The 15,560-nt window shown below is 32.1% G+C and carries 17 protein-coding genes, 1 pseudogene and 1 riboswitch; of the genes and pseudogenes, 6 read left to right on the forward strand and 12 right to left on the reverse strand.

What is annotated here, in order from left to right; translation table 11 throughout:
- Positions 1-3: 3 nt before the first annotated feature.
- Positions 4-954, reverse strand: a complete 951-nt coding sequence (gene msrB, locus ABID96_RS19650; protein ID WP_192604340.1) for a peptide-methionine (R)-S-oxide reductase MsrB — start codon at positions 952-954, stop codon at positions 4-6.
- A 149-nt stretch (positions 955-1,103) separates the two neighbouring features.
- On the opposite strand from msrB, the gene mscL reads away from it, so the two are divergent.
- Positions 1,104-1,496, forward strand: a complete 393-nt coding sequence (gene mscL, locus ABID96_RS19655; RefSeq protein ID WP_192604339.1) for a large conductance mechanosensitive channel protein MscL — start codon at positions 1,104-1,106, stop codon at positions 1,494-1,496.
- Between the two features lie 82 nt (positions 1,497-1,578).
- On the opposite strand, the gene ABID96_RS19660 is transcribed toward mscL, so the two are convergent.
- On the reverse strand, positions 1,579-2,709 hold the full coding sequence (locus tag ABID96_RS19660) for a C40 family peptidase (protein ID WP_192604338.1): 1,131 nt from the start codon (positions 2,707-2,709) through the stop codon (positions 1,579-1,581).
- Positions 2,710-2,868: 159 nt separating this feature from the next.
- On the reverse strand, positions 2,869-4,191 hold the full coding sequence (gene lysA, locus ABID96_RS19665; RefSeq protein WP_192604337.1) for a diaminopimelate decarboxylase: 1,323 nt from the start codon (positions 4,189-4,191) through the stop codon (positions 2,869-2,871).
- A gap of 137 nt (positions 4,192-4,328) precedes the next feature.
- Positions 4,329-4,502: riboswitch (Lysine riboswitch) on the reverse strand.
- A gap of 314 nt (positions 4,503-4,816) precedes the next feature.
- Between lysA and ABID96_RS19670 the strand changes: the two genes are divergently transcribed.
- The gene (locus ABID96_RS19670; RefSeq protein WP_192604336.1) at positions 4,817-5,692 is read left to right on the forward strand and encodes a cation diffusion facilitator family transporter; all 876 of its coding nucleotides are present in this window, start codon (positions 4,817-4,819) and stop codon (positions 5,690-5,692) included.
- Between the two features lie 52 nt (positions 5,693-5,744).
- Here the strand turns inward: ABID96_RS19670 and ABID96_RS19675 are convergent, their stop codons facing one another.
- Positions 5,745-6,395, reverse strand: a complete 651-nt coding sequence (locus ABID96_RS19675; RefSeq protein ID WP_192604335.1) for a VC0807 family protein — start codon at positions 6,393-6,395, stop codon at positions 5,745-5,747.
- Between the two features lie 224 nt (positions 6,396-6,619).
- Positions 6,620-7,006 (reverse strand): DoxX family protein, encoded by a 387-nt coding sequence (locus ABID96_RS19680; RefSeq protein WP_192604334.1) that lies wholly within the window; start codon positions 7,004-7,006, stop codon positions 6,620-6,622.
- Positions 7,007-7,181: 175 nt separating this feature from the next.
- Here ABID96_RS19680 and ABID96_RS19685 point away from each other — a divergent pair, with 175 nt between their 5' ends.
- Positions 7,182-7,841, forward strand: a complete 660-nt coding sequence (locus ABID96_RS19685) for a TVP38/TMEM64 family protein (RefSeq protein WP_192604333.1) — start codon at positions 7,182-7,184, stop codon at positions 7,839-7,841.
- 113 nt (positions 7,842-7,954) lie between these two features.
- Entirely contained in the window at positions 7,955-8,263 is a 309-nt protein-coding gene (locus ABID96_RS19690) for a magnetosome magnetite crystal formation protein family (protein ID WP_088003945.1), read from the forward strand.
- A 342-nt stretch (positions 8,264-8,605) separates the two neighbouring features.
- On the opposite strand, the gene ABID96_RS19695 is transcribed toward ABID96_RS19690, so the two are convergent.
- Positions 8,606-9,490 (reverse strand): TVP38/TMEM64 family protein, encoded by an 885-nt coding sequence (locus ABID96_RS19695; protein ID WP_377897008.1) that lies wholly within the window; start codon positions 9,488-9,490, stop codon positions 8,606-8,608.
- A gap of 224 nt (positions 9,491-9,714) precedes the next feature.
- On the opposite strand from ABID96_RS19695, the gene ABID96_RS19700 reads away from it, so the two are divergent.
- Positions 9,715-9,870, forward strand: coding sequence for a glycine zipper domain-containing protein (locus ABID96_RS19700; protein ID WP_167374482.1), 156 nt, complete (start codon positions 9,715-9,717; stop codon positions 9,868-9,870).
- 238 nt (positions 9,871-10,108) lie between these two features.
- Here the strand turns inward: ABID96_RS19700 and ABID96_RS19705 are convergent, their stop codons facing one another.
- From ABID96_RS19705 to ABID96_RS19720, 4 genes and pseudogenes are all read right to left on the reverse strand, one after another.
- Complete coding sequence (locus tag ABID96_RS19705; protein WP_192604332.1) at positions 10,109-10,864, reverse strand: SDR family NAD(P)-dependent oxidoreductase; 756 nt, start codon at positions 10,862-10,864, stop codon at positions 10,109-10,111.
- Between the two features lie 279 nt (positions 10,865-11,143).
- On the reverse strand, positions 11,144-11,983 hold the full coding sequence (locus ABID96_RS19710; RefSeq protein WP_192604331.1) for an aldo/keto reductase: 840 nt from the start codon (positions 11,981-11,983) through the stop codon (positions 11,144-11,146).
- Between the two features lie 14 nt (positions 11,984-11,997).
- Positions 11,998-12,267, reverse strand: a pseudogene (locus tag ABID96_RS19715) (LLM class flavin-dependent oxidoreductase); the annotation flags it as partial.
- Positions 12,248-13,480: an MFS transporter gene (locus ABID96_RS19720; protein ID WP_192604330.1), complete on the reverse strand. Its 1,233-nt coding sequence runs from the start codon at positions 13,478-13,480 to the stop codon at positions 12,248-12,250. The gene ABID96_RS19720 and the pseudogene ABID96_RS19715, both read right to left, overlap by 20 nt.
- Positions 13,481-13,934: 454 nt before the next feature.
- On the opposite strand from ABID96_RS19720, the gene ABID96_RS19725 reads away from it, so the two are divergent.
- Positions 13,935-14,312 (forward strand): winged helix-turn-helix transcriptional regulator, encoded by a 378-nt coding sequence (locus ABID96_RS19725; protein WP_192604329.1) that lies wholly within the window; start codon positions 13,935-13,937, stop codon positions 14,310-14,312.
- A 69-nt stretch (positions 14,313-14,381) separates the two neighbouring features.
- On the opposite strand, the gene ABID96_RS19730 is transcribed toward ABID96_RS19725, so the two are convergent.
- Both ABID96_RS19730 and ABID96_RS19735 read right to left on the reverse strand, forming a co-directional pair.
- Entirely contained in the window at positions 14,382-14,678 is a 297-nt protein-coding gene (locus tag ABID96_RS19730; protein WP_192604328.1) for a cupin domain-containing protein, read from the reverse strand.
- A gap of 120 nt (positions 14,679-14,798) precedes the next feature.
- Complete coding sequence (locus ABID96_RS19735; RefSeq protein WP_192604327.1) at positions 14,799-15,482, reverse strand: DUF4352 domain-containing protein; 684 nt, start codon at positions 15,480-15,482, stop codon at positions 14,799-14,801.
- Positions 15,483-15,560 lie beyond the last annotated feature (78 nt).

The raw sequence follows: 15,560 nt of genomic DNA on the forward strand, positions 1-15,560 counted from the left end.
AATCTATTTGTTGATAAAAATACTTTTATAATTCCCATAACCTTCTTCGTCCATTTTGTCATAAGGAATAAATTTCAAAGCCGCTGAATTAATACAATATCTTAGCCCTTCTGGTCCTGGACCATCATCAAACACATGTCCTAAATGTGAATCGGCTTCTGAACTACGTACTTCAATTCGCATCATGCCATGACTATAATCTTTCTTTTCTTCAATTTCACCTTTTAAAATTGGTCTTGTAAAACTCGGCCATCCACAACCAGAATCAAATTTATCTAGTGAACTAAATAAAGGAATACCAGATACTATATCAACATAAATTCCTTTTTCTTTATGATCCCAAAACTCATTACGGAATGGAGGTTCAGTTGCATCTTCTTGTGTAACGGCATATTGAATTGGTGTAAGCTTTTGTTTCAGTTCTTCTTGACCTGTTTTCCAATGTTCTTTTATAAACTTTTGACGTCCAGACCCTTTATAATATAGCTGGTAACGAATCGGATGTTTTTTATAATAATCTTGATGATGTTCTTCTGCTTCATAAAATGGTTTAGCAGGTAAAACCTCTGTAACAATCGGCTTTTTGAAAACACCACTCTTTTCAATTTCTTCTTTTGATGTTAGCGCCAGTTGTCTTTGCTCTTCGTTATGATAAAAAATCGCTGTTTTATAGGAACTACCTCGATCATGGAATTGTCCACCTTCATCAGTTGGATCAATTTGACGCCAAAATGTTTCCAATAATTTTTCATAAGAATAAACTTCCGGATCAAAAGTAATTTGAACAGCTTCATAGTGTCCAGTTAAATGTGTACAAACCTCTTCATAAGTTGGATTCTCTTTTTCCCCACCTGTATAACCAGAAACTACTTTTATAATTCCAGGCTCCTTATCAAATGGTTTGATCATACACCAAAAACATCCACCTGCAAATGTAGCCAATTCATTCCCCATCTCGAATCCCTCCCAAATAATTGTCTTACTTAGTATTTACCATATTGAAGTGCTGATATAAATATTTTTGCTTGCGAATCTCCCCACACCGCTTGAAACAATTAAGATTTCTATGTAAACTAATACGATATTATATAGGAGGAACTACTATGTTTGAAGAGTTTAAAAAATTCGCATTAAAAGGTAATATTCTCGATTTAGCAGTTGGGGTTATTATTGGTGCAGCGTTCGGTAAAATTGTGTCTTCTCTAGTTGCTGATATTATGACGCCGCTTCTTGGATTAATCGTTGGGAAACGAGATTTTACCAGCTTAGTTTACCACGGAATAAAATATGGTTCATTTATACAATCTGTTTTCGACTTTCTAATCATTTCAATCTCTGTGTTCTTCTTCATTAGATTACTAAGTAAAATCTCTTTTAAGAAGAAAGAAATTGAAGAGGCTAAACCACCAGTACCTACAAAAGAAGAACAACTTTTAATTGAAATTCGCGACTTGTTACAAGAACAAGTAAAAAATCAAAAAGGCATGGACTCATGAAATATCTGAGTCATGCCTTTTATTCTTATTCATAATAAAAAACCTCGTACCATATTTAATATAATACGAGGTTAATAATTTATTAGAATCGGCCATATCCTAAGAAGTGTGAACGTACCCAGCTGCTACTTAAGCTGATTGTACCAATACCTTTACTTCCAGCATGAACCATTTTGTTACCACCAATATAAATACCCATATGAGAAGGGCCATTAATATAAGTGTTTTCTAAGAATACTAGATCTCCTGGTTGTGGAGAACTAATCTTTGTAGCCATATTCCAGTATGATTTTACGTTAGCACGTGAGAAACCATAACCATTATGCGAATATACATACCAAATAAATCCACTGCAATCGAATCCACTTGGAGACGTTCCACCAAATACATAAGGAACACCTTGGTATTGCATTGCAAAGTCTACAATTGCATTACCTGAAGCAATTGGTCCTTCATTTTCTGATGGGCCAGCATTGCCTGAAGCACTAGAGTTAGAGTCATCGCTATCATTCGATAGTTCAGCTAATTCAAGTGATTGTTGTTCTAACTGTCTTACTCTTACATCTTCTTTTGCATCTTGCAATTCTTTAACCGCAAGTTTTAATCTATATTCTGCAGATCTTAATGATTTTTCTTTTGCTGCTTGTGATTTAGATAAATCGCTTTCTTGAGCTACAAGGTCTTCTTTTGCTTTAACAAGAGATTCTTTTTTCTCGTTCACAAGTTGTTTTTCTTTTTCCACTTCAGCTTGTTCTGATTCTTGTTCTTTAATGATATCTTGGTCTGCTTCAAAAAGCGTTGTAATTGAATTTAAACGATTAAAGAAATCAACAATACCGTCAGAGTTGAATAGAACATCAGTTACTAAATTTACTTTTGGTTGCTTTTGCATCGCAACAAGACGATCTTCTAGCATTTCGTTACGCTTCTCGATACGGTCTTGTAAATATGTAATTCTAGCATTTTTATCTTGAATGATTTTTTGAGTCTCAGAGATTTCTTCTTTTTTAGATTGTATTTTTGCTTTAGTGTCTTTAATCTTTTGATCTATCTTTTTAACATCATTACTTAATTTTTTGAATTGTGATTGGAATTTATCTACTTCAGCTTGCTTTTTTTCTACTTTCGTTTCGGCATTTACCGAAGCATTCGGCGCTAAAGATACTAAAAATGTACCTGCAATAGCCAGCACTGTAAGTTTTCTTTTAAACATTTCAGCGTGTCTCCTCTCGCTTATCTACTAGGTATTTATATCATAGATTTGCGAAGGGAGTCGCTTTTGTTACAATATTGTAATATAAATGATAAATATGTCTTAATCTGTCGATAAACAAACATGCAATAGTTAAGAAACCGTAATAAAACTCTTCTATTATCTAATAGAAGAGTTTTCAATGTAAATCATGTCATTTTTAATTAAGTCTTTATACGTTTCACGTTGTACTACTACTCTAGATACACCGTCTTTTACAAATACTACTGCCGGACGACGAATACGATTATAATTATTAGCCATTGAATATCCGTATGCACCCGTACATGATACTGCTAATAAGTCATTACTCTCAACAACTGGTAATTCACAATCCCAAATTAACATATCTCCACTTTCACAACATTTACCTGCAATTGATACGACCTCTTTATTCTCATCATTTGCGCGATTAGCAAGCATTGCTTCATACTTTGATCCATAAAGTGCTGGGCGGATATTATCAGTCATTCCCCCATCAACAGAAACATATTTTCTTACTGAAGGTAGGTTTTTTGTTGCTCCAATCGTATAAAGAGTTGTTCCTGCTTCACCAACGATGCTACGACCAGGCTCTAACCATAATTCAGGAACTGGATACGATAATTCTTCACATTGTTGTTTAATAATAGAAGTAATTTGATCAATATGCTCAACGATTGATAACGGTTCGTCCTCAGAAGTATAACGAATCCCAAATCCGCCACCTACGTTTAATATTTCAGCTGTATAGTCTAATTCATTTTTTAGTGCATTTAAAAAGTTCATTAATATTTTAATTGCGTGAACAAACCCATCTGGTTCAAAAATTTGCGAGCCGATATGAGAATGTATACCTAACAGTTTTAAATTTGGTGAATCTAACGAAATGGCAACTGCTTCATTTGCCTGACCTGACGTGATATCAAAACCAAACTTTGAATCTTCTTGTCCTGTCATGACATATTCATGAGTGTGTGCTTCTACTCCAGGTGTTACACGTAATAAGATTGATACATATACTCCACGATTTTCGGCGATTGCTTGTAATACTTCTAACTCAAAGAAATTATCGACTACGAAACAACCAATTTTCGCATCTAAAGCTTCTTCAATTTCTTCTATTGATTTATTATTCCCATGAAAGTGAATTTTCTCAGGTGGAAATCCTGCTTGTATCGCTGTATATAGTTCGCCACTTGATACTACATCTAAACAAAACCCTTCTCTTTCAATTAAGCGGGCTTGTTCAATACAAAGGAAAGCTTTACTTGCATAAGCAACTTGATATTTTAATCCTGTCTCTTTTAATGCTTCTTGAAATTCTCTACATTTAGACTCAATCAATGCTTCGTCGTATATATATAAGGGTGTCCCATACTGTTCAGCTAGTTGAACTGTACTACAACCTCCGATTTCTAGATGTCCATTATGATCAACTCGACTATTACCATGTAAATACATTAATATTCTCCCTTCATAACTAAACACAAGTTCATTCACCAGAAGCCTTCAATGTATTAGTGTATTAAAAAAGGCACATGAAGGATATGTTCATGTGCCTATCACTTTTAAAATAAAAAGGATATTGCCAATCACATCTCTTCAATAGCTCTTCACAAATACAAGTGACAGTACTACATTTATTAAATGCAGTCCCAGCATTTTAGCGTGTGGCGCTCTAATGCTTCGGCATCGGATCCTTTTTCGTTTAGTCATCAAACCCACAGTTCTCTTAAACGATACTCATATACAATGCAACCTCTACGAATAGATTGTTTATTTATATTAGTCTATGTATAACACAGTCTAAAAATAGATGTCAAACCTTTTTAAAAAATAATCTGTAGTTTCATGTTTTTACTAATCATTTGGTCTACACAAGTTTTTCTTTTCAAAATATTATCTTTACTATAAAATATTAATTACGCGCTAAAAAAAGGTGATTAATATGAACTATCCAACGAATTTTAAAAAACATCATATAAAAAAAACAAGCCACTAACTTCATGTTAGTGGTTTTTCTTTTTTGTTGCCTTAGGACAACACTCTTAGCTTTAGTAGAAAAAATTGGTCAGAGGTGAATAGATTGCATTCAACCAAAATTGCATTACTTTCAATTTGTAGTAATTCTTTTATAGTTTTATTAAAATTAGCAGTTGGAATCATTACTGGTTCTGTAGCAATTATATCGGAGGCAATTCATTCTTTATTAGATTTGGTCGCTTCCGTTATCGCATTCTTCTCAGTAAAAATTTCGAATCGGCCACCTGACAAGGAACATCCTTATGGTCACGGTAAATTTGAAAATATTTCGGGTACTGTTGAAACGCTGCTCATTTTTATTGCTGGAATTTGGATTATCGTTGAATCTGTTGAAAAACTAATCCACCCTTCTCCTATAAAACTTCCTTTTATTGGTGTAATCGTCATGTTGCTCGGAGCATTCATTAATTGGCGAGTTGGGAAAAAAGTTCAAAAAGTAGGAGACGAAACGCATTCTGTCGCAATGCAATCAAATGCATTACATTTATTAACGGACGTCTATTCATCGCTAGGTGTTGCGGCTAGTTTAATATTAGTATCTCTTACAGGTTGGGTCGTACTAGATGCATTAATTGGTATTGGTATTGCTGTATATATAATGAAAGAATCTATCGAGCTTGGAAAGAAATCTTTTACGCCATTATTAGATACGGGGCTCTCTTCAGACGAAATTATACAAATTGAACAAGTTTTATTAAATTTCAAATCGCAATTTATTGAATACCATGATTTAAGAACAAGAAGATCCGGCGCTGAGGAACACATCGACTTTCATCTTGTTTTACCGTCTAGCATGAGCATTGAAGAAGCTCATCTACTTTGCGATAAAATAGAAGATGAGATCAAAAAAGTTCTAATTAATCCCCAAATTTTAATTCATGTCGAACCAGAAAATGAAATGGTTAGAAATGTAAAATAAGAAATAACAAAAAAGGCACATCTTTTTTAGATGTGCTTTTGTGCTTTTTCTATTAAATGATAATTTCATCTTTAGGCTGATGTTCATTTTCTTTAATTTTTTGTGCTCTCATCGTAATCATTGCATAACCGATTGCCATGATAATTCCAAAGATATAGCCACCTACTGTGAAAATGATAGTCCTTGAGTAGTAAGCCTTCGCACCATAGGTTTCAAGCATCCACCATTGTGCTCCAGTAAATATGATATCTTTAACAATCCAAGCTATAAACAAATATTGGAACAACTTGAACAGTGAAGGATGTTTATACAGCTTCTTACTTTCTTCTCTTTCTTGTCCCTGGATTGCGGCAATATCAATCATAAAGTAATATGGCAATGGCTTCTTTATCGCTAAAAGAATGAAGAATACCCCTATTAAGCCAATGTGGTAATACACATTATATAGAAGTAAATTATCTTTTGTACCTGCAATAAGATCCAATGCAGTACTAACACTCATTGTAGAAATAATAAAAATTCCAGTTACATTAAATTGTTTTGTATACCAAAAACGAAATAAAGTATATAAAATCCCAGGAATGGTTGGGACAATCATCGCCCAATAATCTCCAATATACGGCTTTAAAAGTTTATAACCTACTAGTGGGAGTACTAAATACAATATTAGATCGTAAATAATCAAATTACTTTCTTTTTTCATTTTTATAACCTCATTTTTCCATATTCTACTTTTGTAGTATTAGCGTTTTATTTATTTAAATTTGATTATAGCAAAAAATTCAAATGCAAACACTTTAGCTACAATCTTCATAAATGATAAGTTCTTTAAAGGTTATGATAATCCTTCTTCAATAGTTATTTGTGGTAGTTAACTTAAAACAAAAAAGAGAACATCCAAATATCATGAATGTTCTCTCCTATTTATCAAAATAAAGTGAAAGAGCCAGGTCCTGTTAATAGTAAACCAACTGATGTAGCAATAATGAGTAGATTATATTCAATACCATTGGCAGTAATCCAAAAACCATTTTTTAAGTGGACTTTTAAAATGGCAACTAACATAACCAGTATGATTAACCATGCACCAACTGTCGTGTACAAGCCTGCTGCAACAAGTAAGCCTCCTATTAGTTCCGCTGCTCCTGATAAAAATGCAAAAAATCCACCAGGTTTCACACCAATTGACTCTAACCATTGACCGGTTCCTTTAATTCCGTAGCCACCAAACCATCCGAATAATTTCTGAACGCCATGACCTGCCAATATAATTCCTAAAAAAAGTCGAATAACCAATAAGCCCTCATCTAGCATAGCTACACCTCAATCCCTTTAATTTGAGATATCTATTGCTCATTAAATAAATATTCTAAATTCGAGATAATTATGTTATTTATTGATAATTTCAAAAAACAATCAGTTTTCGCACTTTTTAAGAATAGAATACATTAACACTTCGTTTTCACATAAACCAAAGGAGAGCTTAATCATGAAAAAAGTCGTTCCAATCATTGTAATTAGTTCTTGGTTTATTTTGTTAATACTAGCTGTTCATTTTAATTTGTTCCAATTATCATTAAATGATATTAAACATTTTATTGAAGACTCCACAATTAACCCAATGATTTTATTTGTAGGTATTTTTTGCGCTCGAATTTTTTTATTCATCCCTAGTACAATGCTCATTGTCACAGGGAGTTTATTTTTTAATCCTATTGAAACAATCATCCTTTCAATGATTGGTATGTTCATAACTGAAACTATTATTTATGGTATCAGTAGAAGTATATTAAGTAATCATATTCAACACTATATGGTAACAAAATATCCAAAACTCAATAACGAGATTATTTCAAACGGTAAGAAATACTTATTTATTACTGTTGCAACCCCTTTAGCTCCCACAGATGGAGCTTGCTTTATTGCTGCATCAACCAAAATGCCATATTTTTCATATATCACAACCGTATTAGCTGGAACGATCCCAATCGTAACGCTATATACACTTTACGGTAACTTTCTAATAGCTGCACCATGGGTAACATTATGTATCTCAGCTCCAATCGTAATCATCTTAATTGTTTATATCTCCATTCGAAAAAAACAGAAAAACGAGCTTCACTATACTTCCGAAAACGAAAATGTATAAATTCAACTTTTATTATTAAATCATTTTAATTTTTTATTAATAAATCAATCATTCTCCAATCATATTTGTTCTATAATAAGTAAGTAGCATTCATTTTAATTTGGAGGTTTCTGATGGAAACAAATAAAATATTATCTTCACTATGTTATTTCAGTGTTTTTTTCGCACCATTCTTACTCCCAATCATTGTTTATTTCGTATCTAAAGATGCATTTGTTAAAACACATGCGAAACGATCATTATTTTCGCACTTTCTTCCATTTATCACGTTTGTAATCTTTTTTGTGCTATCATTCTTATCATTTAATTCGATTGAAACTACGTATGGATGGGTTATTTTTGCATTTGTGATTGTATTCATTATTAACTTTGTAGTATTTATTTGGAATATCATTCAAGGTATTAAAGTATTAGTTCATTAATTTTGAAATGGATATGTAATGAAAAAGATACACCATATTAGTGGTGTATCTTTTTCATTTATATTTTTAGCTACCTTACCCTGATAAAAATTCACGTGAGAGTAATATGTAATCAGGGTCTCCTGTAAACAAACACTTTCTGAAAAAGACTGCTTGTTTTGCAGAAAATCCGCTATGTTAAGAAGGATTTATTTTGTTATTTGCTCTATTCTTAAATTTTTAAAAACGAAAAAAAGATAGGCCAGAAGTTAATTCCAATCTATCTTTTTACTACTTTTTCTTTTTCTACATTATTTCTCAGGAAATTTCCTAATTCGACATGGAAACCTACAATATTATGCATTAGTCTCCTTGTGAAGTCATATATACTTCTTCTGAGTTGGACTTCTTCTTCAACAATTTTTTTATGAAAATGGAAAGTAAGAAGATAAAGGTTACAATGATTGAACTAGCTATTACTAATTGCGTTGGTGATAATGAAAATAATTTAGCTAAATATACAGAGTATGCAAGTAGCGATGAAGTTACTAATTTTGCTAACATTGCAATAAAGATAAATCTTTTAAAAGATACTTTACTAATGCCTGCCCCTACACAAATAATCTCATCTGGTAAGATCGGAATAATAAACATTAGTGTCAGTATAATCGTTTCATTTTTTGAAACATATTCCTGATAGCTTTTTAAGTGCTTCTCTTTTATTAGTTTTGAGACTAATTTTAATCCACCTATTCTTGCAATGAAATACATGACAATAATACCTAAAACTGAACCTAAAAATCCAAATATAGCTCCCTCGAACGAACCTAATACTGCACTTCCAGCAGGTAATGTTACTGCTTCAGGTAATGGTAATATAATTGGTTGTAAAAAGCATATACTGAAAAATAATAATTTCGCAGTTGATTTATGATCTATTAGTATTTGCTCAATTCCATACATATCTGCAAATACTAAAAACTTGGTTATATAGTAAATTAAAATAACAATTACAATACATAAAAGTACGACTGATAAAGCAATTTTTGTTAATTTTAATAGCTTAGTATTGTTTGATAATACTAGATACGCATCAAGGAAACAGATCCCGATAATTGTTAGCGTAAAAATTACTTTATATACGGTTACTATTGTAGGTAAAAAGTTAAATAATAAGTAAATAGCTAGTGAAGCTATAACGATGTGTATGAATAGTTCTTTCATTATATTTATATTGTTGTTCCGCAAATTTATTCAATCCCTCCTCAACTGTATCATTCTTTGTATGATGCCATTAATGTTGTCAGTATAGTTGTTATAATATATTATAGAGTGTATTTAACAGGTTGAAATGAACCTTAGCATGAATTTTTGTAAGACTTAAGTCTTATGAATATGTATTTTCACATCTATTATAGATAATTGACTACTTGTTGAGCAATTATTTAATGATATAGGATTGGAGTGATTTAATGTCTAGACAAAACTGGCAGTCTAGTAGCAAATACATTGCACTAGGTATCGCACTAGGAGCCACATTTGGAATTGCTTTTGACAATCTATCACTGGGTATTGGATTTGGCGTTGTCTTGGGTGCAGCATTTAGCTATATTTATAAAAAGAAATAATTACCTTAAAAAATAGAAACGGGAGTAAAGATAGGATTAAACCTACTTCTACTCCCGTTTTTTACAGTTAGCGCCGTTAAAGAAGATTATAATTATACTGTAGATTCATTACAATTATTCTACATTTAACTTAAAAATGCCTTTTTTCTTCAAAAAAAGCACTGTATAAAAAACTTTTTAACAATGTTATCGAAAACTTAATTGGTTTACTTTTTGTCAGATTGCTCCATTGAAATCTTTATATAAGGTCTTTAATTGAATAGATATTACCATTTATTAATTCTTCATTTAATAGTAAGTCAATCAATGCTTTGCCTACTACTTCAGGTGATCGTAGTTCTCCGTTCTTTTTATAGTCCAAAAATTTATTAATCTCAGCAAATGCGTCCTCTTTTGCTCCACGTATTACACATTGCATATCAGTATCCATTATTCCAGGATTAAACCCAATAATCTTGTGAGATTTATCATCCTTTTCTTGCTCAAGTCCTGCAACATTTGTGTGCATATTAATAGCCGCTTTTGTACTGTTATATACACTCCATCCATGAATTGAACGTTCAGCAGCACCTGAGGTTACATTTACAATTACGATTTCAAGGTTATAAGGTCTTAATTCCTTTAATAATAAATTATTAATAATCATTGGTGCTATGTAGTTTAGCTGTACTGCTTTTTCAATCAAGTTAGCATCTAAGAATCCTAATCGCTCAATTGGTTCAACCATCCCGGCATTATTGATTACATAAACTTTTTTAGGCTGTTTCATAATCAATTTCTGAATGATTCCTTTAAAGATTGTTTCAATTTCCTCCTTATTACAAAGATCTATTTGAAGGTGAGTATAAATATTATTTTTCATTTTTTCATAGTAATCTACATGATCATTCGTACTACGGGATAAGCCAATTACCTCAATGCTAGAGTGTACGAGTGTTTTCGATATTTCAAACCCTAGTCCCTTTGATGCGCCAGTCACAATTGCAATATCCATTTCATAACCCTCCGCTTTTTCTTTATCATTAAACATAAAAGGCTGATATCATTCATTAGATACCAACCTTAAAAAAATGTAAGCAAGTGTTTCGATTTCGATAAGAACTCACTTTATTAACTGCAATTCTTACATTACAAAAAAATAATTGTTACTTATATTTTAAAATACGACCACCTATAAAACAAATTAGAAAACAATTATAATTCGACTTCAAATAAGAAATATGAAAAAAGTGGAGTCAGACCAATGGTCACTCCACTTTTTATTTCATTCATATTAGAAATCAAAATTATCAGGGTCTGGGCCTACTCGGTGATTTTGATTTAAGGCATTGATTGTTTTCATTTCTTCTTTCGTTAATTCAAAATCAAAAATATTAGCATTCTCTTGAATTCTGTGCTCTTTAACTGACTTCGGAATGATCACAATTTCGTTTTGTAAATGCCAACGTAAAACGATTTGTGCAATTGATTTATCATGTGCTTTTGCTATTTTTAACAGTGTTTCATTTTCAAATAACTGTCCTTGCATTAGTGGAGCCCATGCTTCCACTTGAATTGAGTTTTCTTTTAAGAAGTTTCTTAATTCTACCTGACTTAATAATGGATGTAATTCAACTTGGTTAACCATTGGTTTGATTTCTGCAATTTCCAGTACATCTTGTAAATGATGAATTTGGAAGTTACTCATACCAATCGCCTTAACTTTTCCTGTTTTATAAAGTGTTTCTAGCGCTTTCCAAGATTCTACATATTTGCCTTTGACTGGCCAGTGAATTAAATAAAGATCTAAGTAATCAAGCCCTAGTTTCTTTAAGCTTAGTTCAAAAGCATCTAATGTTGATTGGTAGCCTAAGTCAGCATTCCATACTTTTGATGTAATGAATAAATCTTCGCGGCTTATTCCATTCTCTTCGATTGCTTCTTTAATTCCTTGACCTACTCCTTCTTCATTTCCGTAAATCGCTGCAGTATCAATACTACGATAGCCATTTTTAATAGCTGCTTTCACAGAATCGATGACAATTTGGCCATCTTTAACTTGGAATACTCCTAAACCAACTACTGGCATTTCAATTCCATTATTTAATTTCACTCGACTATTTAGATTATTCATTTTATATTTCTCCTTTATAAATTAGTTTTTACAGGAAAATGAGGAAGAACTTCTTCACCTAATTCTTGAATGACTTCTTCAGCAGGTCTTTGACTGTCAAACAATGCAAAGAATAGATGATTGACCCCAATTTCTTTATATATATTTAATAAATTAATTAATGCATTTCTACCAATTCGAAAACCTAATCTGATAGGTGTTGGGCCTTCGTTTGGATTTTCCGATAAATCTAAGTGCATCGGTTGAGTAAAGGGTTTAAATGTATCAGGGTGATACTGATGTATTTGATTTTAGACTATTTCTTTTTTCTAAAGATGCACTCCATAAACTTAGTAGCACTGCTCCAAATACCATTACGCCACCAATCCAAGGTGTATGAATAAACCCAATTGAATCAACAATCAATCCACCTACAAATGCACCAATTGCAATCCCAATATTAAAAGCTGCAATATTCAAAGCAGATGCGATATCAACAGCTGATGGAACATATTTTTCAGCTAATTGAACGACATATATTTGAAGTCCTGGAACGTTCATAAATGCTAATAAACCTAAGAAGAAAATTGTCACAATTCCTACGATTTTAAACGGTGCTGTAAACGTTAAAATCACTAACACGATTGCTTGAATGACAAACATCCAAGTTAATGCTTTTAACGGATTACGATTTGCGGCTTTTCCACCTATTGTATTACCAATAGCAACTGCGATCCCATAAACTAATAAAATGACACTAACCGAACTAGGAGCAAAACCTGTAACCTTTTCTAAAATTGGTGCTAAATATGTGAAAGCAACGAATGTACCACCATAACCTAATGCTGTAATTGAAAAAGCTAATAATAACGGACCATTTGTTAAAATTTTAAAGTTATCACTTAATTTTGATCGTGGAGCTTGTTTTAACGATTTAGGCACAAGAATCGAGATTGCAATAATTGCAATTAGACCTAATATCGCGACAGCCCAAAAAGTAGATCTCCAACCAAAATGTTGTCCAATAAATGTACCTAAAGGAACACCTGTAACAGTAGCAACTGTTAATCCTGTGAACATAAATGCAATTGCACTTGCTCGTTTATTCTCCGGTACCAAATCAGCAGCTATTGTTGAACCAATAGAAAAGAATACTCCGTGAGAAAACGATGTAATAATTCTAGCAACAAGTAGTAATCCAAAGCTTGTTGACATTGCTGCAACACTATTACCGACAATAAAGATTACCATCAACAACATTAAAAGCGTTTTTCTACTCATTTTGTTTGTAAGAGCAGTAATAATTGGTGCACCAAATGCAACCCCCATTGCATATCCAGATATTAATAATCCGGCTAATGTAATTGATATATTTAAATCGTCAGCTAAAGTAGATAACAGACCTACAGGAACAAATTCAGTAGTACCAATTCCAAATGCACTAATAGCTAAAGCCATTAAAGCCGGAGTTCCACCTTTATTCTCTTGAATATTTATCGTAGAAGTAGTTGAACTCATAAAAGAATCCTCCTTATTAAAAATTTTTTTGAAATAAATGAGCTAAAGAACACGGCGCCAGATATTATGTGTTCTCGTATGAATGATATACGCAATTATGAATCATATGAATCATAATGAGAAGTACGTACTTAAAAGTATGGTAGGCACTAAAAAGTAACCATTATTAAAATACAGTTAAAATGGTGATTTAGAAACATCTTGTGTTCAAATTAATGAGCACATTTGCCATTATGCGTGATAGTCATAGAAAAAAGAAGTATGCACTTTCAAGTGATATAGTTACTTTTTAGTAACATTTAAGTATTTAAAGTGTTTTCCTTGAAGAAATTTTCACAAAGAAAAAGAATACTACACACGTCGGACAGACAATGTTATGATATGTAAATCAATTTGACGATGGAAATTTAGCAAATTAAAGAAAGAAAAATAGATCATTTTTGGAGGAAACAGTATGAAAAAATATAGCATTCCTGTTGAAGCTTCATTGGATGTCATAGGAGGCAAATGGAAAGTTGTAATACTTTGTCATTTAATAAAAGGTAAAAAAAGAACAAGTGAATTAAAGCGATTGATGCCAGATATCACTCAAAAGATGCTAACTCAACAATTAAAAGAGTTACAGGTAGACAATATCGTAAATCGTGAAGTATTTAATCAAGTACCGCCAAAGGTTGAGTACTCTTTAACCGAATATGGATGGTCTTTAAAAGAGGTATTGGACTTACTATGTTGTTGGGGAGAACTTCATATTGAAAAGATGTATCCAAATAAATGTGATGTTTTGCTTTCACCAGTTGAAGAAGAAAAAGAAAATGCCCCTACATTTTAGTCGGGGCATTTCAGTCTGAATCTCTTAGTTTTAATACTTTGTCTACAAACAGCAAACATGGCTTTTTGATTATCCGAATGCAACTAATATTAAACCATCGCTTTCTTTCCCAAATCGGTGCTTAACACCTCTTGGAACAGTAATCATAGATCCTTCAGGGATGATGACTTCCTCTGACTCAGTCTCTAAGATAAAACTTCCTTTAAAAGCAATAATCATTTCGTCTACATTGTCATGCTGCTCGTATGCATATTCTTGAGGCTTAAGATTAATTAATAATAAACTTCCTTTTTGAAACTCTTTTAATACATGATCCTTATCCACTTCTAAAGTTGAACCCAGCTCAAAGATATTAGTTATTTTCATTTTATTTATCCCCTAATTTAGTATTGTTCACTATGCATTGCAATTTAAACACTTAGTCCAAACATAAAAAAAGAGAAAGCCTATGTCAAGTTTATGAAACAATGACAAGGCTCTCTCTTTTTATTTTTCTAAATTAATTTTAATTCTTTGTGCTTTACCAACCATTTTTTTATTTGAATCTAATACATCACTTGTCGTCAGTTCCACCCAATCAAGATTTGGTGTCGTTTTTTCTACAATAAACCCTAAAGCACCTTGCTTCGAAGCATTTGGTCCAATTTCTCCACCTAAATTCTCAATATAGAAGTCATCATGAAATGCTTTTACTTCATTATTGCTAGTTTTCAGATGAGATACTGGTCCAAAATTTACTTTTTCATTCGATTTGTTAATTAGTTCTACCTCTACCTTTAAAAATTTGAAGTTCTCATAGCTCTCGGTATAGTAATGAAAATAATCCATTAATGAATAGGTAGGCGAATTTTGTATAAGCTTAACATTTTTGATTTTCATCTCAACGGATCCAATTGTAAATGTCTTATTCAGAGAAGCCTTCCCTTTTAAGGTTATTTCTCCTTTTTCATCTTTTATCTTTTGTCCCAACTTTAACAAATTGGTATCATCTGAAACTTGTGGATTAGGTACATATATATCACTTAAAGATTTCGCTCTATTTTTTTCAATATTTGATGCAACTTTTGTCTGTTGGCTTTCGGTTTTTACATCGACATTATTTGCTTTTTGCATATCGCTACATGCAGATAACAACATAATACCCAGTAAAAGTGGAATATACTTTTTCACTGAAAGTCCCCCTTCATCCATTTCAACTATTTAAAGTAAAAGAGTTCCCATCAAACACATCATTCAATGGGATCAACT

The sequence above is a fragment of the Gottfriedia sp. OAE603 genome, assembly GCF_040543965.1.
Classification (GTDB): Bacteria; Bacillota; Bacilli; order Bacillales; family Bacillaceae_G; genus Gottfriedia; species Gottfriedia solisilvae.

Bases quoted from the DNA above. Each gene is read 5' to 3' on its own strand.
- msrB (WP_192604340.1), bottom strand. From the start codon at position 954: ATGGGGAATGAATTGGCTACATTTGCAGGTGGATGTTTTTGGTGTATG.
- ABID96_RS19705 (WP_192604332.1), bottom strand. From the start codon at position 10,864: ATGGATATTGCAATTGTGACTGGCGCATCAAAGGGACTAGGGTTTGAA.
- ABID96_RS19685 (WP_192604333.1), top strand. From the start codon at position 7,182: ATGAAAAAAGTCGTTCCAATCATTGTAATTAGTTCTTGGTTTATTTTG.
- ABID96_RS19730 (WP_192604328.1), bottom strand. From the start codon at position 14,678: ATGAAAATAACTAATATCTTTGAGCTGGGTTCAACTTTAGAAGTGGAT.
- ABID96_RS19700 (WP_167374482.1), top strand. From the start codon at position 9,715: ATGTCTAGACAAAACTGGCAGTCTAGTAGCAAATACATTGCACTAGGT.
- ABID96_RS19720 (WP_192604330.1), bottom strand. From the start codon at position 13,480: ATGAGTTCAACTACTTCTACGATAAATATTCAAGAGAATAAAGGTGGA.
- ABID96_RS19710 (WP_192604331.1), bottom strand. From the start codon at position 11,983: ATGAATAATCTAAATAGTCGAGTGAAATTAAATAATGGAATTGAAATG.
- ABID96_RS19660 (WP_192604338.1), bottom strand. From the start codon at position 2,709: ATGTTTAAAAGAAAACTTACAGTGCTGGCTATTGCAGGTACATTTTTA.
- lysA (WP_192604337.1), bottom strand. From the start codon at position 4,191: ATGTATTTACATGGTAATAGTCGAGTTGATCATAATGGACATCTAGAA.
- ABID96_RS19725 (WP_192604329.1), top strand. From the start codon at position 13,935: ATGAAAAAATATAGCATTCCTGTTGAAGCTTCATTGGATGTCATAGGA.
- ABID96_RS19675 (WP_192604335.1), bottom strand. From the start codon at position 6,395: ATGAAAAAAGAAAGTAATTTGATTATTTACGATCTAATATTGTATTTA.
- ABID96_RS19680 (WP_192604334.1), bottom strand. From the start codon at position 7,006: ATGCTAGATGAGGGCTTATTGGTTATTCGACTTTTTTTAGGAATTATA.
- mscL (WP_192604339.1), top strand. From the start codon at position 1,104: ATGTTTGAAGAGTTTAAAAAATTCGCATTAAAAGGTAATATTCTCGAT.
- ABID96_RS19690 (WP_088003945.1), top strand. From the start codon at position 7,955: ATGGAAACAAATAAAATATTATCTTCACTATGTTATTTCAGTGTTTTT.